This window comes from Desulfovibrio aminophilus DSM 12254 (assembly GCF_000422565.1).
In the GTDB taxonomy this organism is placed as follows: Bacteria; Desulfobacterota; Desulfovibrionia; order Desulfovibrionales; family Desulfovibrionaceae; genus Aminidesulfovibrio; species Aminidesulfovibrio aminophilus.
The window spans coordinates 224,893-242,249 of the sequence record NZ_AUMA01000010.1 but is presented as its reverse complement, the minus strand read 5'-3'; the positions used below and the strand labels follow the sequence as shown (position 1 = coordinate 242,249).

16 protein-coding genes are annotated in these 17,357 nt (G+C 66.1%); 3 read left to right on the top strand and 13 right to left on the bottom strand.

The window, feature by feature from the left end:
* Nucleotides 1–30 precede the first annotated feature (30 nt).
* The 11 genes from ahbD to H587_RS0108900 form a co-directional block, all read right to left on the bottom strand.
* A complete protein-coding gene (ahbD, locus tag H587_RS0108950; RefSeq protein WP_027175987.1) occupies nt 31–1,167 on the bottom strand; it encodes a heme b synthase in 1,137 nt (378 codons plus the stop codon).
* A 1-nt stretch (nt 1,168) separates the two neighbouring features.
* Nucleotides 1,169–2,146: a porphobilinogen synthase gene (hemB, locus tag H587_RS0108945; protein WP_027175986.1), complete on the bottom strand. Its 978-nt coding sequence runs from the start codon at nt 2,144–2,146 to the stop codon at nt 1,169–1,171.
* Nucleotides 2,147–2,165: 19 nt separating this feature from the next.
* Complete coding sequence (gene ahbC, locus H587_RS0108940) at nt 2,166–3,368, bottom strand: 12,18-didecarboxysiroheme deacetylase (protein ID WP_027175985.1); 1,203 nt, start codon at nt 3,366–3,368, stop codon at nt 2,166–2,168.
* Nucleotides 3,369–3,498: 130 nt separating this feature from the next.
* Complete coding sequence (locus tag H587_RS0108935) at nt 3,499–4,641, bottom strand: OmpA family protein (protein ID WP_027175984.1); 1,143 nt, start codon at nt 4,639–4,641, stop codon at nt 3,499–3,501.
* Nucleotides 4,642–4,736: 95 nt separating this feature from the next.
* The gene (locus H587_RS0108930) at nt 4,737–5,090 is read right to left on the bottom strand and encodes a hypothetical protein (RefSeq protein ID WP_027175983.1); all 354 of its coding nucleotides are present in this window, start codon (nt 5,088–5,090) and stop codon (nt 4,737–4,739) included.
* Nucleotides 5,087–6,004, bottom strand: a complete 918-nt coding sequence (locus tag H587_RS0108925) for a zinc-ribbon domain-containing protein (protein WP_027175982.1) — start codon at nt 6,002–6,004, stop codon at nt 5,087–5,089. The genes H587_RS0108930 and H587_RS0108925 overlap by 4 nt, the downstream gene beginning before the upstream one ends.
* 103 nt (nt 6,005–6,107) lie before the next feature.
* Entirely contained in the window at nt 6,108–7,298 is a 1,191-nt protein-coding gene (locus H587_RS17915; protein ID WP_051202590.1) for a glycosyltransferase family protein, read from the bottom strand.
* A complete protein-coding gene (locus H587_RS0108915; protein WP_027175981.1) occupies nt 7,295–8,362 on the bottom strand; it encodes a glycosyltransferase family 4 protein in 1,068 nt (355 codons plus the stop codon). The genes H587_RS17915 and H587_RS0108915 overlap by 4 nt, the downstream gene beginning before the upstream one ends.
* A 39-nt stretch (nt 8,363–8,401) precedes the next feature.
* Nucleotides 8,402–9,055 (bottom strand): flagellar export chaperone FliS, encoded by a 654-nt coding sequence (gene fliS / locus H587_RS20225; protein ID WP_027175980.1) that lies wholly within the window; start codon nt 9,053–9,055, stop codon nt 8,402–8,404.
* Between the two features lie 33 nt (nt 9,056–9,088).
* Nucleotides 9,089–10,822, bottom strand: a complete 1,734-nt coding sequence (gene fliD, locus H587_RS0108905; protein ID WP_034608901.1) for a flagellar filament capping protein FliD — start codon at nt 10,820–10,822, stop codon at nt 9,089–9,091.
* A gap of 140 nt (nt 10,823–10,962) precedes the next feature.
* The gene (locus tag H587_RS0108900) at nt 10,963–11,883 is read right to left on the bottom strand and encodes a flagellin N-terminal helical domain-containing protein (RefSeq protein WP_027175978.1); all 921 of its coding nucleotides are present in this window, start codon (nt 11,881–11,883) and stop codon (nt 10,963–10,965) included.
* A gap of 241 nt (nt 11,884–12,124) precedes the next feature.
* On the opposite strand from H587_RS0108900, the gene H587_RS0108895 reads away from it, so the two are divergent.
* The 3 genes from H587_RS0108895 (at nt 12,125) to H587_RS0108885 (ending at nt 15,383) form a co-directional block, all read left to right on the top strand.
* Nucleotides 12,125–12,619 carry a hypothetical protein gene (locus tag H587_RS0108895; protein ID WP_156904494.1) on the top strand — a complete coding sequence of 165 codons (495 nt, stop codon included), beginning with the start codon at nt 12,125–12,127 and terminating at the stop codon, nt 12,617–12,619.
* A gap of 86 nt (nt 12,620–12,705) precedes the next feature.
* Nucleotides 12,706–13,440: an FAD-dependent thymidylate synthase gene (gene thyX / locus H587_RS0108890; RefSeq protein WP_027175976.1), complete on the top strand. Its 735-nt coding sequence runs from the start codon at nt 12,706–12,708 to the stop codon at nt 13,438–13,440.
* Nucleotides 13,441–14,033: 593 nt separating this feature from the next.
* Nucleotides 14,034–15,383, top strand: coding sequence for a DnaA ATPase domain-containing protein (locus H587_RS0108885; protein WP_027175975.1), 1,350 nt, complete (start codon nt 14,034–14,036; stop codon nt 15,381–15,383).
* Nucleotides 15,384–15,456: 73 nt separating this feature from the next.
* Here H587_RS0108885 and tsaB read toward each other — a convergent pair whose 3' ends face one another.
* Together tsaB and rseP are read right to left on the bottom strand one after the other, a co-directional pair.
* Complete coding sequence (gene tsaB / locus H587_RS0108880) at nt 15,457–16,260, bottom strand: tRNA (adenosine(37)-N6)-threonylcarbamoyltransferase complex dimerization subunit type 1 TsaB (protein WP_027175974.1); 804 nt, start codon at nt 16,258–16,260, stop codon at nt 15,457–15,459.
* Nucleotides 16,235–17,305, bottom strand: coding sequence for an RIP metalloprotease RseP (gene rseP / locus H587_RS0108875; RefSeq protein WP_027175973.1), 1,071 nt, complete (start codon nt 17,303–17,305; stop codon nt 16,235–16,237). The genes tsaB and rseP overlap by 26 nt, the downstream gene beginning before the upstream one ends.
* Nucleotides 17,306–17,357: the final 52 nt, after the last annotated feature.

The window sequence follows — 17,357 nt, the reverse complement described above, 5'->3', positions numbered from 1 at the left end:
ACCTTTTTAAAAGGTCCCTCCCCGATGGCGTCATTTCTGCTGAAGTTTGATCGGCGTGTGGGAGCAGAGGGGTTCGGCTTCGAGGTAGTCGCCGCGCATGGTCTGGGCCCGGGCGCGGCAGCCGCCGCAGACCTTTTCGTACTCGCAGACCCCGCACTTGCCCACGTAGACCTTGGGGTTGCGCAGGTTGAGGAACTGGGGGGAGGTGCGCCAGATTTCCGGGAAGGGGGTTTGGCGCACGTCGCCGCAGACGAGGTCGAGGTAGCCGCAGGGCTGGACGATGCCGGAGTGGGAGATGAAGCAGAAGCCCACGCCGCCGAGGCAGCCCCGGCTCACGGCGTCCAGGCCGAAGGTCTCGAAGTTCACCGGCACGCCCTCGGCCTTGGCCCGCTGGCGCAGGATGCGGTGGTAGTGGGGCGCGCAGGTGGCCTTGAGCTGCATGCTCGTGGTCTTGCGGAAGTCGTAGAACCAGTTGAGGACTTCCTCGTACTCCTCGGCGGAGATGATCTGGGCCCCCAGCTCGGCGGCGCGGCCCGTGGGCACGAGCAGGAAGATGTGCCAGGCCGACGCGCCCAGCTTCTCGGCCAGGTGGAAGATGTCCTTGAACTGATGGAGGTTGTCCTTGGTCACCGTGGTGTTGATCTGGAACTCCAGGCCCGCGGACTTGAGATGCTCGATGCCGCGCATGGAGGCCTCGAAGGCTCCGGCCACGCCCCGGAAGGCGTCGTGACCGGCGGCGTCGGGCGCGTCGATGGAGATGGAGCAGCGCTCGATGCCCGCCGCCTTGATCCGGGCCGCGTTCTCGGCCGTGAGCAGGGTGCCGTTGGGGGCCAGGACGCAGCGCAGCCCCTTGGACTTGGCGTAGGGGATGAGCTCGAAGAGGTCGTGGCGCATGAGCGGCTCGCCGCCCGTGAAGATGATGATCGGGCTGCCCGCCTCGGGGAAGGTGTCGATGAGGGCCTTGGCCTCGGCCGTGGACAGCTCGCCCTCGTAGGGTTCGGGGTGGGCCTCGGCGCGGCAGTGCTTGCAGGCCAGGTTGCAGGAGCGGGTCACTTCCCAGGCGATGAGGCGCAGTTGTGGAACTCCGCCCTTGGCCGCGCCGTGCGGTTGGCCGCCGGGGTGGCCGGAATGCTCGAAGGGAACGCCCTTGGCGGCGTGGTCGTGCATCTTATTTGTCCAGCCAGCCGAGGGCGTCCTCGGCGTGATAGGTGAGGATGAGGTCGGCCCCGGCGCGCTTGAAGGCGGTCAGGGTCTCCAGGACGATGCGCTTCTCGTCGATCCAGCCGTTGGCCGCGGCGGCCTTGACCATGCTGTACTCGCCGCTGACGTTGTACACGGCCACGGGCAGGTCGAAGGAGTCGCTCAGGTCGCGGAGGATGTCCAGGTAGGGCAGGCCGGGCTTGACCATGAGGATGTCCGCGCCCTCGGCCGCGTCGGCCTCGGCCTCGCGCAGGGCCTCGCGGCGGTTGGCCGGGTCCATCTGGTGGGTCTTGCGGTCGCCGAAGGCCGGGGCGCTCTCGGCCGCGTCGCGGAACGGGCCGTAGAAGGCCGAGGCGTACTTCACGGCGTAGGACATGATCGGGATGTCGGTGAAGCCGTTTTCGTCCAGGGTGTCGCGGATGGCCGCCACCCGGCCGTCCATCATGTCCGAGGGGGCCACGATGTCGGCCCCGGCCCGGGCGTGGGACAGGGCGGCCTTGGCCAGCAGCTCCACGGTGGGATCGTTGAGGATCTCCTCGCCGCGCAGCAGGCCGCAGTGGCCGTGGGAGGTGTACTCGCAGAGGCAGACGTCGGTGACGACCACCAGCTCGGGGAAGCGGTCCTTGAGACGGCGCACGGCCTCCTGGACCACGCCCTCGTCGGCGTAGGCCTGGGAGGCCTTTTCGTCCTTCACCTTGGGGATGCCGAAGAGCAGGACGCTCATGAGCCCCTGGTCCACGGCCTTGGCCACGGTCTCCTCCAGGGCCTTGGGGCCGAGCTGGAACTGGCCGGGCATGGAGGCGATGGGCTTCTTGAACGAGGCGTCGTCGGTCTCCACCACGAAGTAGGGCATGATGAGGTCCTGGGGCCGGACCTCGTTTTCGCGGATCAGGGCGCGCAGGGCCGGAGTGCGGCGCAGTCTGCGGCCCCGGAAGAATTCGTTCATGCTGTTCCTCCCGGCGCGATCAGTCGCGCACGCCCACGGGTTCGCCCGTGATTTCCTCGTCCGTCAGGTAGCAGGCCGGGTCCTGGGCCCAGAAGTCGCCGTACCAGGCCTCGGCCCGGGCGCGGAAGTTGCCGCCGCAGATGTTCAGGAAGCGGCACTTGGCGCAGCGGCCGCCCACATGCGGGCGCTTGTCCTTCATCTTGTGCAGCAGCTCAATGCTCGGGTCGTCCCAGATCTGGGAGAAGGGACGTTCGAGCACGTTGCCGAAGGTGTGGTGGCGCATGAACTGGTCGGCGTGGACCTGACCGTCCCAGGAGATGCAGCCGATGCCCCGGCCGGAGGAGTTGCCCTCGTTCCAGGACAGCAGCTGGAGCACGTCGGCGGCCCGCTTCGGGTCCTCGCGCAGCATCCGGTAGTAGAGGTAGGGGCCGTCGGCGTGGTTGTCCACGGTGAGGACTTCCTTCTCCAGGCCCTTGTCGAAGAGGGCGCGGGTGCGGTCCATGATGAGGTCCACCACGGCCCGGGTCTCGGCGTGGTTCAGGTCCTCGTTGATGAGTTCCGAGCCCCGGCCGGAGTAGACCAGGTGGTAGAAGCAGATGCGCGGGACGTCGAGCTTCTCGATGAGGTCGAAGAGATGGGGGATCTCCCCGGCGTTGCGCTTGTTGATGGTGAAACGCAGGCCCACCTTCAGGCCTTCGGCCTGGCAGTTGGCCACGCCCTCCAGGGCCTTCTTGTAGCAGCCGGTCACCTTGCGGAAGGCGTCGTGCACGGGCTCGGAGCCATCCAGGGAGATGCCGACGTAGGAGAGGCCGACTTCCTTGAGCTCCTTGGCCTTGCGCTTGGTGATCAGGGTGCCGTTGGTGCTGATGACCGCGCGCATGCCTTTGGAGGTGGCGTACTTGGCCAGCTCCACCAGATCCTCGCGGACCAGGGGTTCGCCGCCGGAGAAGAGCATGACCGGCGCGCCGTAGGCGGCCAGATCGTCGATCATGACCTTGGCCTGCTCGGTGCTGATGGGGTCCGTGCCCTTGGGGTCCACGGCATGGGCGTAGCAATGCACGCACTTGAGATTGCAGCGCTGGGTCATGTTCCAGACCACCACGGGCTTCTTGTCCGCGGAGAACTGGAGGAGGTGCGAGGGGAGCTTGCCGGACTGGCGGCCGTAGCGCAGGGCGTCCGAGGCTTCCACGGCGCCGCAATAGAGTTTGGAGATTCCGATCATGTGGTGTTCGTCCTTGGATGGCGTTGGGAAAACGCCCTTTGAGGTAGCACAAAAGCCCCCCGTCGCAAAGCCGAAAAAAAGGGGCCCGAGGGGCCCCCTGATGTAAGAATCTCCCTTCGCCAGTCAAGTCTCAGGAGGCCAGACGCACCTCCACCCGGCGGTTGCGCTGCTTGCCCTCGGCGGTGGTGTTGGGCGCGATGGGCCGGGTCTTACCGTAGCTTTCGGTGACGAGCAGGTTGCCGGGGATCTGAAATTTTCTGGCCAGATAGGTCTTGACCGCCTCGGCTCGGGCCTTGCCGAGCTGCATGTTGTAGGCCTCGCCCGCGTCCGAGTCCGTGTGCCCGGCGATGACGAACCTGCGGCCCTTGAGCGGCTCGGCGCTGAGCGCCTTGCCCAGTTCGTCCAGCAGCGGGTAGGACTCGGGCCTGATCACGGCCTTGTCCGTGTCGAAGTGGATCATGAGGTTCACGCCGGGGCCGGGGGAATTGCCCTGGCCCGCGATGTGTTTGCTCATGGCCGCGGCCGAGTTGGGTTCGGCGGCCAGTTCCCGTTCCTTGTCCTGGGCCGAGGCCGGGACGGCGGCCGGAGGAGTCTGCCGCTCGGTGAGTCCGCGCGCGATGTCCGCGCTCGTCTCGGCGAATACCGCGTCCGGCGGGGGCAGCCAGGAGGCCAGGGGTACGGTCATGTCCTGGGCGATGGCCGCGATCATGGCCTGCATGGGGGAGGGAGGCAGTCGGGTGCGCGCGGACCAGAGTATCCAGTCCTCCACGAGATGGGACTCGATGCGCGCGGCCTGCTCCATGGAGAAGAGGGCCTGACCCGTGCGGGTGTCGTAGATGTTCACCCGCAGGGAGATGCCCGAGTCGTCCAGGCTGCCGCCATCATAGTAGTAGCTGACCACGCCGGTGACGACCACGTCCGCGCCCCGGATGCGGCCCTGCGCCACCGCCTTTTCCGCGTTCCGGTAGATGAGATCCTCGTCGTAGACGAGCACCGGGAAGAGCTGCCGGGCGTTCCAGGTCTGGACCATGACCCGGCCCAGGGAGCGGCCGATGGTCCGCTGGTCGATGGTCTGCTGGGAAACCCAGAGGGGATAGACCAGGGCCTTGATGGGCGCATAGGTGCGTTCCTTCGGCTGCACGGAGACGAGCAGCGGGGTGCGTTGCACCGGGGCGTCCCGGTAGATCCGGGTCTGGTCGGTCACGGCCAGGTCCACGTGGCCGCAAGCGGCCAGGAGCAGGAGCAGGGGCAGGGCCAAGGCGATGTGTTTCATGGCGTACGCATGGGTTGGGGTTTCCGACGGCCGCCGTCAAGTCGCTGACGGACGGTCCTCCTCGAAACCTAAAGAAAGCAAGAAGCGTACCGGAGTTACTGCAAGAGGCGGGTGGGAGTGGGGGCTGCCTGCATGGTCTCCAGGAGCTGTTCCCTGGACTGGAGCAGGCCCTGGCGCAGGAGGATGCGCTTGCCTGCGGGCAGGCGATGGAATTCGGGGCGGCCGGCATGGCCGGCCAGCCGGTCCATTTCGGTCTGGATGGCCTGGATGCGCGACTGAACGGCCTCCTCGCGGGGACAGACCTGGGCCGCCAGCGCGGCCATTTCCCGGATTTCACGGGTCAGGTCGAGAATCTTGCGCGGGTGGGCCTCCCTCGCGAGTCTGCGCCAAGTCCGCCAGTCGCGCCAGCGCTTGCGCAGCCATCCGAGGGGGGAGGTCCGGCCGTTCATTTTCCCGCCGGTGGAATGGTCGCGGCCGCGTAGTACATGAGGCCCAGGATGCCGCCCACGATGACCAGGAGCAGGGCGAAGGCCCCGAGTACGCGCCCGAGGCTGGCGCCGTGCATGTGCCGCGCGCCGACGACCGTGATCCCCAGCCCCCAGAGATAGGCCAGGATCGGGCCGGCGACGGGAACGAAGGAGAGGACCAGGGGGGCGTTGGAGTAGGCCATGACCCGGAAGGTTCCCTCGAAGCCTTTGTTCGCGGAGCGGAAGAGGATGAGGCAGAAGTGGAAGACCGCCGTCTCCAGGAAGAGGAACACGGAGAGGAAGAGCGGGGCCAGGACCAGGGCCATGACCAGGCCGAAGCCCATGGTGCCGGGCGCGACCTCGGGTTTTTCGCCCAGGAGCCCGGTCATGCTCCAGAGAAGCTGGAAGAATATCTGGAACTGGCCCAGCAGGACGGCGAAGGTCAGGGGTTTGCCCAGCCCGCGCTGGGGCATGGCCTGGAAGAAGAGCTGGGGTGAGAACATGGCCCGGCGGATGGTCTGGGTGATGCCCGGGAAGAAGCCGAACTGGTCCAGGCGTTCGAAGGGCACGTCCACTTCAGGGCGTTCCGGGTCGGCGGCGAAGGGGTCGTCGGGTGTCTGCCCGGGTTGGGGTTCCGCTTGCTCCGGCTGGATCGATCCCAGGCGCTCCCAGATGTCATCCTCGGCTGGCGCCGCGGGCGGAGGAGTTTCAGGCGCTTCGGCGGTCGGAACGTCCTCGGCAGGGGCTGCGGGAGCCGTCTCGGCCTCCTCGGGCGGCAGGTCGCGGAAGCGGAACTTGTGCTTGCACTTGGGACAGGTGGCCACTTGGGCGCGGGCCGGTATCTTGTCTTCGGGGAGTTCCCGGCTGAATTGGCATTGGGGACAGGTGACGAGCATGCGGGTCCTCGTATGAAGTTCTTGGGCGCTCAAGCCCTCCGGGGTCAATAACCTAGCCCCTTTCACAGGGGGAATCAAGGCGGCGGCGTCCGGCTTCGCTGGATTATAGAAAGCCAGCAAGCAGCGCGCGCGTGTGCTCCGACTTCAGGGGCGGTTCCAGCAAATGGCGCGGCAGGTGGGGGTAGTCCCGACTCAGGGTATGTCCTCGGCCGCTTCCGGCAACCAGGAAGGAGGCCAGTTTGCGGCGGATGGCTTCGGGCCGCTTGAGCAGATGGGTATGATGCAGGATAGGCAGGTCCAGGGCCACGGCCTCGGGGCCGTCCAGCCCGGTGAGCCGTTCATGCACCGGTTTGACGAAGGAGAGCCCCGGGTTGCGGCGGAACAGGCGCAGTTGCAGGTCGGGCCAGAGCCCCAGGCCCATGCGGCAGTGGTCCTGGTCCGGGTAGAAGGTCAGGCGCGGGAAGTGCCACCCGGCGACTTGGCCCTGGGCGGTCAGTCCCGCGATGCGGGGCCAGTCTCCTGGGCGCAGGGTTTCGTCCGCGTCCAGATAGAGAATCCAGGGGCTGCGGCAGAGGCCCAGCATGGCTTGGCGCTGGGCCGAAAAGTCGTGTTCGAGGAGGCGCGCGGCCTGGCGTAGGGGGACGGAGCAGGGAGGAATCTTGGAGGGCGGAGAGGGCGCGTCCCAAAGGACGCAGAGTTCGGCCAGCCAGGAAGGAAACTGGGCGAAGAAGCCCGGCAGATCCGGCTCGTCCGGCCGCAGGATGGCGGCGGCCGAGATGGCCGGAGCCTGTCCCGGGGCCGGGGGCGGCACGTCCAGGGGGCGGGAGGCGCTCAGGGTGCGTTGCAGGGCCGCCAGTCCGGCGCGTTCGGCGTCCGTGGCCTCGGGGTTGAGCGCGAGCACGGCGGCGGCCGGAGTGATCCCCGCCATGTCCATGAGGAAGAGCAGGGCCCAGGGCGAGGTGTCGGCCAGCAGGGCCAGGCGTGGATCGCGGCCAAGGCTGGGGAGCCCGCCCGCTTGGAGCGCGGCCCGGGCCGAGGCGGGGTCCAGGGTGCAGACGAGGAGTTCCACGGTCCCGGGCAGGGCTTCGGAAAGGGCCGAGGCCAGGGCCCCCGAGCCCAGGCCCAAGAGAACGAACGATTGCCGGCCGCTCTTCTCGGCCAGTCGCAGGCAGCGGGCCAGGGCCTTGTCCAGGGCTCCGGCGTCCGGCCGAGCGGGGGGGGCGGTTTCGGCGGCTCCGCTCCAGGCGAAGGAAAGGACTTCGGCGCCATAGGCTCGGAGCAGTTCCCGGTTCATCGGTTCAGCACCTTGGCGGCCAGGATTTCACGATAGATGTCGCCCAGGCGGGCGGCCAGGTCCTGGGCGCGGAACAGCCGCGCCGCCTTTGCCCGTCCGGCCTCGCCCATGTTTCGGGCCTCCTCGGGGTGGGTCAGCAGGAAGATCACGGCCTGGGCGTATTCCCGCGTATCTCGCGCCACCAATCCGGTGACGCCGTGCTCCACCAGTTCGAGTTGGGCGTTGTCGCGCGGCTCGGGGCAGGGGTGCGTGACCACCGGCAGCCCGGCGGCCATGGCCTCGGCGATGGCCAGGCCGAAGGACTCGCCCGTGTCGTTGGCGTGGGCCAGGAGGGAAATCGAGTTGAAGAATCCGGCCAGCTCCTCGTCCGAGGTCAGCGGCGGCAGGAACTCCGCGTTGGCCTCCAGGCCGTGGGTCCGCACATATTCCTCGGCCTCCGGGAGGCCGCCGACGATCCGATAGCGCAACCCGGGCAGGGCCTCGGCGGCAAGAGGCAGGAAATCCAGGGCCAGACGTGACCACTTGCCCGGGTCGGGGCGCGAGAGTCGACCGGCTGCCGGAGCCGAGAGGTCGCGCGGCGGGCAGGCCCGGGCGAAGAAATCCGTGGCCACGGGATTGTACAGTACGCCGTAGCGCGGCGGTTCGGCCGGAATGCCGGTGTGGGCCGCGAAGCGTTCGGCGCAGAAGCGCGAAACGAAAAGGGTGCGGTCCAGCACCTTGGCCGAAGGGCTCGGGTCGTGGCGACCGAAAACGTTGGTCTCCACGACCACGGGCACGCGGGCTGCGGCCAGTGGGCGCAGGAGCCCGGGCTCGGGCCAGCCCGCGCGGTGCAGATGGACCACGTCCGGTTTCCAGGCGCAGAGGGTCTTGAAGAGGTCCGCGCCGATATGGGTGGGGATTCCCGCTGCCCGGAGCAGGGGGCCACGCGGCCCGTCCAGCGGACTGTGGACCGCCACCTGAAAACCGCAGCGGTCCAGGTGCGTGGCGAAGAGTTGCATGACCTTTTCCGTGCCGCCGAGTCCCAAGGACTTGGCCACATGGAGTACGCGGATGGGGGCGGCCATGGCCTGTGGTGACACGGACGGCCCGGGAAGTAAACCGGATCAGCCCCTGTTGGAGGCGTAGGCGTTGATGGCCCTCAGCCGGTTCACGCCGGGCTGCTGGGTCGGGGAAGCGGCCGGCGACGCCGGAACGGGGGAAGCCTGCCTGGCGGGTTTGAGCGCCGTCGCGGCATTGTCGTTTTGGGGCAGGATTCCAGCCAAGGGCTGGGCCGGGGAGCCCATGAGGTCCAGGTTGTTGACCTGGGGCATCGGGTGAGCGGGTTTCGGCGTGGCGATGGACTCGTCGGCCAGGGGTGAGGCGCCGTGCAGGGCCGATGGCGGTCGCCCTTCGTAGCCTGGGATGATCTGGGCGAAGGCGGAGCGGATGCCGGAGAGGATGCCGACGACCTCGTCGATCAAGGCCGCATCCATCTTCAGGTTGGCCTTGAGCAGACGAGTGCTGCAGAAGAAATACAGGTTGTTCAGGTTCTTGGCGACGTCGCCGCCCTTCTCCTTGTTCAGGCTTTCGGCGAGTTCGCTGATGATGTCCAGGGCCCGCGAAATGAGGATGCCCTTCTCCGCGTAGTTTCGCTCGGCGATCTTGACCTTGGCCTGTTTCAGGAATTTGATGGCCGCGTCGTAGAGCATGAGCAGCAGGTCGCCCTGGGTGGTGGTGGTCACCTGGGTGGCGAGATAGGCCTTGGCTCCATTCTTCATGAACGATTGTCCTCCACGGGCAGATGGGACGGGCTACGAGCTGCTGCTGCTGGACAACTGCTTGATCGAGCTGGTCAACTGGCTGTTGAGCTTGTCGTAATAACCGAGCAGGGAGTCCAGCCGGGCGTACTTGTTCTTGAGCGTGGTCTTGTATCTTTCCAAGCGGGTCGTCTCGTAGTCGATCTTGCTGTCGATGGACTTGATGATGTCCTTGTAGTTGTTCTGCAGGATCGCCAGGGGGCCGTCGCTTTTGTCGGTCAGATCCTTGAGTTCGTCGGCGAGTTCTCCGGTCTTGCCGCGCTTGACCGTGACCATGCCGTCATAGGTGGAACCGGCGGTTCGCGAATCCAGCCGGATGGCCAGACCGGCCTCCGGGGTCGCCGCCGCGCCGGTGATTTCCCAGGCGCCGGAAATTTTGGCCGCATGGCCGTTGATGGTGGCGCTCTCAATGCCCGAGCCGTCGGCCTTGACCTTGACCTTGAGCTGGTATTCCCCGGGTTGGGTGGTGCCCTTGACCAGCGACAGGTACGAGAAGGCCGAGGATTTGCTTTCGCCCAGATCGTCCGCCGAGAAGAGCTTGGCCACTGCGGTCGGGTTGTTGGTCAGGGCTTCGTCCAGCTTTTCTTCGTCCAGCACGAGCATCCCCAAGGTGGCCGATCCGGTCTGGGCGTCGGTGCTGATGCCGATCTGTCCCAGGGAGACGTAGGTGTCTTCCGTCAGCCCCAGGGTGTTGTAGGAAATGAAGCCGACGCCCTTGTCGGCGACGATATTCTTCAGATTCTGGGAGACGATGTCAACGCCGTAGTTGCCGGTGAGCAACGAACCGGCCTTGTTCAGGTCGTCGTACTTGGTCAGTTCCTGGATCTTGGCGCGAACCGTGTTCATCTGGGTCACGAAGGTGCGGACGTTCTCCTTGACCGCCTCCAGGTCCGTGCCCACGGTCAGCGTGACGGTGGAACCGGGCGCGGAGTCCTTGAGGTTCAAGGTCAGACCCGTGATGACGTTGCTCACGCTGTTGGCGGCGTTGCTGATCCAGCCGCTTGTGGGCCAGCCATCCACACGGATCTGGGAGTTCTGGTTGTTCTGGGTGGTGGTCCAGTCGGCGGCCTTGAAGCCTGTCAGCGTGGTGCCCGCGCCGATGGTCAAGGATGCGCCCACGCCCAGATCCATGCCCCGGAATTGGACATAGTAGTTTGAGCCGTCGAAGATGGCCAGGGCCTTGACTCCGGGGTTCGCGGGCTGGTTGTTGATGAGGTTGACCAAACCATCCACGGTGGTGCCGGTGGGCACGGTGAGGTTGTAGGTGGTTCCCTTGTAGACATATTGGAGGATCTGGTCGCCGCCGGAGGAGTTGATCACCGAACTGCCGGCGCTGTAACCGGTGACGGTGGCCATGATCTTGTTCTGGGCCAACTGGTTGATTTCGACCTTGTGGGTGCCTTCCTCGGCCGCGCTGTCGGCCGTGGCCGTGAGCACGGTGGAATTGGTGCTCGAGGCGTTCTTGGTCAGGAATTCGTTCATGGTGTCCATCTTCTCCAGCGCGGTCTTGAGTGAGAGCATGGAGGTGTTCAGCTCCTGGAAGGCGGTGATCTTCTTGTCCCAGGTGGCCCGCCAGGTCTGGAGCTGGGTGAGATGGGCGCTTTCGGCCTTCACCAACCCGTCGATGAGCGAGTTGAAGTCCGTGCCGTTGCCCAGTCCGGTGAAGTTGATGTTGCCGGAGGTGTAGGCTGAAGTATAAGCGCTGATGGAAGAGGTGTCGTCGGCCATGCTGATTCCCTCGGGAAAATTATTCCGTGTCTGGTCCGCCCCCGGAAAGATGCAAGGCCGGTGCCATCAAAAAGGAAAGCCGGACCGCTCGGCGGTCCGGCTTTCCGTTAGAGGTTCATCGCTCAGCCGCCCGAGGCGCGTTAGCCGCCGATCAGGCTGAGGGCCATCCGCGGCAGGGAGTTGGCCTGGGACAGCATGGACACGGCGGACTGGGTCAGGATCTGCTGACGGGTGAACTCCGTCATCTCGGTGGCCACGTCCACGTCGGAGATCTGGGATTCGGCGGCCTGGACGTTCTCGGCCTGGATCTCCAGGTTGCTCACGGTGTTCTCCAGCCGGTTCTGGAGGGCGCCCAGGTTGGCGCGGATCTTGTCCTTGGACACGATGGCGTCCTGCAGGGCATCCAGGGTGGCCTGAGCCAGGGCCTGGGTGGAGATGGACTTGCCCGCGTTGGCGGCGGCGCCGGTGCCGGTCTTGGTGCCGGTGGCGTGGCCGAGACCCAGGGCGGAGGCCGTGGCCGTTCCGATGGAGATGTAGTAGTAGTCCTCAGCGCAGTCGTTGGCCGTGCCGAAGTGGACCTTCAGCGGGCCGGTGGAGACCAGGCCGGTGCCGTCGTGGCTGGAGTTCTCACCGGACAGGTTGCCGTTGAGCAGGTGAATGCCGTTGAAGTCCGTGGCGTTGGCGATTCGGGTGATTTCCGACGCCATGGCCTGATACTCCGAGTCGATGATGAGGCGCTGGTCCGAGTTGTAGGTACCGGTGGCCGCCTGGGTGGCCAGTTCCTTCATTCGGATCAGCTTCTCGTCGATGATCTGGAGTGCGCCGTCAGCCGTCTGGATGAGCGAGATGCCGTCGTTGGCGTTCCGGATGCCCTGCTGCAGCGACCTGATGTCCGAGCGCATGAGCTCGCGGACAGCCAAGCCGGCGGCGTCGTCGGCCGCGGTGCCGACGCGGAGGCCGGACGACAGGCGGCGGGTGGACACAGCGAGAGCGCCGTAAGAGCTCGAAAGGTTACGGCTCGCATTCATCGCCATCAAGTTGTGGTTGATAACCAGGGCCATGATTTCCTCCTTGAATGTTTTTCGGCTTCCATGCCTGTGCGGATCGGCGGCCGGGCACCACGCCCTTCACCTGTTCTCCGCTGGTGTCGCCTACCTGATCGGCCTGTCCTGGGAAAACTTTAGGAATCTTGATGAAAAATTATGGCCGGCCATGAGCGGAGCCGAAAACGCCTTGCGGACAAAGGGATGCCGCCCTTGCCCCGGGAACGGCGGCGCGTTACAGGGGGGCATGCACAAGCCCATGCGTTTCATCCAAAAAAAGGTGGCGGTGGCCGAGCCGGACAAAACCCGGACACACGGTTCCAGGCCGGTGCGCCCTTACCGGCCCGACGGAATCGTGTTCCTGGCCGGGGTGGCCGGATCGGGACGCGGCGATCTGGGGCGGCTGGCGTCGGAGCGGCTGGGCATCCCGTTCCGCTCTTATAAGGAATGGGCGGAAGCCGGGCGGGATCGGGCCGTGGTGGCCCTGGACGAAGCCGACATCGGGTTGGAGGGCGGCCCGGAGCGGGTGCGTTCCCTGGGCACGGTCTTCTATCTCATGAGCGGGGCTCCGGCCGTGGCCGAACGGCTGCTTCGGGAGCACCCGGACGAGGACGCGGACGGCCTGCGTGTGCGGGCCGCCGAACATTTTTTCGCCGCCGAGCCGGTATTCATGAGCACGCTGCATTTTCTGCTTCAGGGCTTCCGGCCGCTGGAGGAGCAGGTCCGGGAATTGCTGGACAAGCTCCGCCTGTAGCGCCCAACAGGAGAGCGCGAGGCCGTCTTGCCCAGGGGCGGCGTTTTGGGTACACCCGCCGGAAACCGCAAGCCAAGGGAGCCCCCATGCCGCAGAAGAAGCTCCGGGTCGAGCTGTTGGCCATGACCCCCGAGCCGTTGTCCCTGATCTACGCCGCCTTTCGCCAGTGCTACCACGCGGGATTCGTCGCCGACATGTGGCCCCGCCTGCTCTCCGGCGAGATCGGGCGGGAGAAGCAGGCCGAGTTCGTGCAGTCCGTCCTGGAGTCGGGACATGACAGCCCGGTGGAGCACGTCAGTTTCAGCTTCGCGGTGGAGGGCATCTCCCGGGCCTGTTCGCACCAGTTGGTGCGCCATCGGATCGCCTCCTATTCCCAGCAGAGCCAGCGCTACGTGGACGAATCCGACATGGACTACATCTTGCCGCCGGCCATCGCCAGGATTCCCGAGGCCCGGGAACGCTTCGAGACCCTCATGGTGGAGATCTCCGGGGCCTATCGCGAACTCAGGGGACTGTTGGCGGCCAACGGCCGGGGGGCGAAGGCCAATGAAGATGCCCGGTTCGTCCTGCCCCAGGCCGCCGAGACCAAGATCGTGCTGACCATGAACTGCCGGGCCCTGCTGCATTTCTTCAGCCTGCGCTGCTGCGCCCGCGCCCAGTGGGAGATCCGCGACATGGCCCTGGCCATGCTGGCGATCTGTCGGGATCGCCTGCCCGCCCTCTTCGCCGTCGCCGGGGCGCGTTGCGAACGCCTGGGCTACTGCCCGGAATCGGCCCGCTTCACGTGCGGGCGCTATCCGCTCCGGGATAACGGGGCGTAGCCGCCGATAATTCCGATTTTTCCGCTCGGAAGCCCGGCCCGGCCGCATCCGCCACGGATGTGTCGCTGTCCGGGCTCTTCTATTATTTTACTATTTATTTCATGCGTATATCTTTGTTCCTAACGGCTGTGGCGAGAACGTCGTCCCCGCGCGCCTCGGCGGGCAGAGAGGCTGCGGACTGGGGAATTTCCACTGCGGGGATTTTTTTGAACTCTAAATATAATATCTTTAATTTTAATATGTTAAGCGCGAAACCGGAAGCGTTTGCGAACATCCCGCGAAGTGTAATTGTAAACCTTTACTCTGATCGTATCTTAAAAAATAATGAAAGAGTTCAATTTCAGCTGAAAAATTCATTTTACCATGTTTAAAATGTTGTCAACTTGTTGTTGAAAAAAAACTGTTGCAGGCGGCAAAGCCCTTGTGACCGGATCGTTGCCTACTGGGGAGAGCGTGTGACGGTCGGAACCGAGGGATAGGACTAATAGCTTTTATATCAATGTGTTATGTTGTAGAGAAGCGAAAGGGAAAGCGACGGCGTCGGCCGTTTATTCGCGTTGTTGGCTTCCGACCGATTGCATACAACGCGGAACATGGTCACCGACGCCTGGAAGCATATCTACGCCGCTCTGGAAAAAAATCTGAATTCCAGACTATTTACCGTTTGGATCAAACCCCTGGACGGGGAAGTGGTCGATGGGGCGCTACGCCTGATGGCGCCCAACGATTTCGTCGCCGCCTGGGTACGCGACCGCCTGCTGAACGAGGTGGCGGACTGCGCGGCCCAAATTCTCGGCTCCCGCCCCGATGTTCAGGTCGTGGTGCGCCGAGTTCCAGCCCCGTCGACGCCTGTCGTCGTGACCGAGGCGGTCCACCCCGCGCCGAGCCAGCTGGGCCTGCCTATCGTGCATACACCCCGCCCCGTGGCCCAGAACAAGTGGCGCTTCAACCTCGACGACTTCGTGGTCGGCCCCTGCAACGAGCTGGCCTGGGCCGCCGCCTCCAGCCTGTGCAGGGGCACGTTGACCGCCGACAATCTCTTCCTCGGCGCCGGTCCCGGCCTGGGCAAGACCCACCTTCTGCACGGCATCGGCCAGGCCCTTTCGACCCAAGGCAACCGTCGCGCGCCGCACATCGCCTGCCTCACCGCCGAGGAGTTCGCCACCCGGCTCGTCCTGGCCATCAAGGCCCGGGAGGTGTCGCGTTTCAAGGCCGAATTCCGCGAGGCCGTGGACGTGCTGCTGCTCGAGGACGTGCATTTCTTTCAGGGCAAGGAGAAGATGCAGGACGAACTGCTCTGTACGCTCAAGGCCCTGCAGGCCCGGGGCTGCAAAGTGGTCTGCACCAGTTCCTTCCTGCCGCGGGAACTGGCCGGGCTCGACTCGACCCTGGTCTCCCAGTTTTGCTCCGGGTTCCTGGCGAGCATCGAGAAGCCGGATTTCGAGACGCGGCGGCGCATCGTGGAGCGCAAGGCCAAGACCTTGCAGGTGACGGTGCCCGAATCCGTATCCGAGTTGCTGGCTGAGCGCGTGACCTCGGACATCCGCCAGCTGGAGAGCTGCCTGCGCAACCTGGTGCTCAAGGCTCGGCTGCTCAATCAGGCCGTGACTCTGGATCTGGCCTGGGACGTGCTGCGCAACTACGCCGTGACCGACGCCCGACCGGATTTCGAGCGCATCCTGGATTTCATCTGCAAGAGTTTCGCCCTGACCCCCGAGCAGCTCGCCTCCAGAAGTCGCAAGCAGGCGGTGGTCGCGGCCCGCAACGCGGCCTTCTATCTGGCCCGCAAGCACACCAGCCTGTCCTTGTCGGTCATCGGCGAACGCCTGGGCCGCAAGCATTCCACCGTGCTCAAGGGAATCACCAACCTGGAGCGCGAAATGTCCCTGCAGACGCCCCTGGGCCGCCAGATGGCAGCGACCCTGGACCGCCTGACCGCCTGATTCCTTCCACGAAACATGAGAGAACGCGCCGCCCTCGGGCGGCGGAGCGACAGCCCCTGGCCGGGGACGGGCATCAGAACGTGGTTTTGAGGCTGGTGCCCGGCTGGAGCAGGGTTCGGGCCGCTTCCGGGTCCAGTCCCCTGGCCCGGGCGAATTCCGGCAGGTTGTCCTCGGCGTCCGAGGCCCGCAGGTAGAGCGGCTGCACGGGGCGGTCGGCGTACTTGGCGCGGGATGCGGCCCGGAGCAGCGTTTCCGTTCCCGGTTGGTTCCAGTCCGGGCCCAGGAGGCGCGCGTTCCGTCGTGCGTCGAGGCCTTCCCGGAAAAACGGCAGGTTGCGGTGCAGACCGTTGCCCAACAGGGTCACGGGCCCGGGCAGGCGGCCGCACAACTCCAGGACATCTTCCAGGCGCAGGGCCGCCGCCTCGGTCAGGGGCGAGAGGCCGGGAGCCGCGAAGGCCTGGGCGTAGACTTGGCCCTTGCGGGACCAGGTCAGGGGCAGCACGCTGCCTGTGCCTAGGTCCGCCGGGGCCTCGGCCAGCAGCGGCAGAACGTCCAGGCCCGCGCGCAGGGCCCCGGTGGCCGCGGCCAGTCCCTCGGCCAGGGCCAGGGCCAGCCGGGTGCCGGTGAAGCCGCCTGGCCCCCGCAGGCAGGCGATGCGGCGGATTTCCGCGGCGCGACGGCCGAAGAGCGCCAGGGCGTGCTGCAGGGCCGGGGCCAGGAAGCGCGCCGATTGTCCGGCAACGGCCCAGGTCTGGTGACAGAGCGGGGACAGGCCGTCGCCCTCCTCCTGGGCCAGGAGGAAGTGCAGGCGGTCCCCGGAGCCGTCGAGGACCAGGAGCAGGGGCGCCGCGTCAGGCCAGGATTCGGTAGAGGTCATTGAACAGCGCCAGTCCCATGAGCAGAAAGAGGAAGGCGATGCCGATGCGCGTGGCCACCAAACGCAGGCGTTCGCTCACCGGCCGTCGGAACACGGCCTCGTAGCCGAAGAAGACGATGTGGCCGCCGTCCAGCACGGGCACGGGCAGGAGGTTGAGCAGGCCCAGGTTCAGGCTGATGAAGGCCGTGAGGGCCAGCACCTCGGCCAGGCCCGAGCGGGCCTGACGGCCCACTTCCTGGGCGATGAGGATGGGGCCTCCCACCTCTTTCACCGAGATTTCGCCGCTGACCATCTTGGCGATGCCGCGCCCGATGAGGCAGGTTTTCTCCCAGGTTTCGCGGCCCGCGCCCAGGGCGCTGCGCCAGAGATCCTGGGGCGGCACGAGGATCATGGTCTCGCCCGAGGCCCGGATGCCGATCATGGGCACCTTGACCGAGCGGCCGTCCGCGTCCAGCTCCCGGGTGGCGGGCTCCACGGACAGGGCGATCTCCTCCCCGTTCCTGAGCAGGACCAGGGGCATGGCCCGGTAGCCGCCGGTCTGGATGGTCATGGTCATCTCGTTCCAGCTGAGCACCTTGCGGCCGTCCACCTCGGTGATCGTGTCCCCGGCCAGGATGCCCGCCCGGGCCGCCGGGCTGTCGGGCAGCACGTCTCCGACCACGGGCTTGAGCGCGGCCTGGCCGTAGGAAAAGAGCAGGGCCCAATAGATGAGCCAGGCCAGGAAGAAGTTGAACACGGGACCGGCGGCCACCACGAGCATGCGCTGCCAGGCGGGCCGCAGGTTGAAGAGGGCCGTCTTGGGGAACTCCAGGTCGCCTTCGTCATTTTCCGGGTTTTCCCCGGCCAGGTTCACATAGCCCCCCAGGGGCACGGCCGAGAGCCGGTAGTCCGTGGGGCCCTTGCGCCAGCCCAGAAGGCGTGGGCCGAAGCCCAGGGAAAAGGCCTTGACTCCGATGCCCAGGACGCGGGCCATCAAAAAGTGGCCGAGTTCATGGAAGAAAATGAGTCCGCTCAGGACCAGGACGACGGCGATGGCGCTTGTCACGAATGCTTCCTCGTGTGCTCGGTGTGCATGGGATGCCAGAGTATAGTGCCTT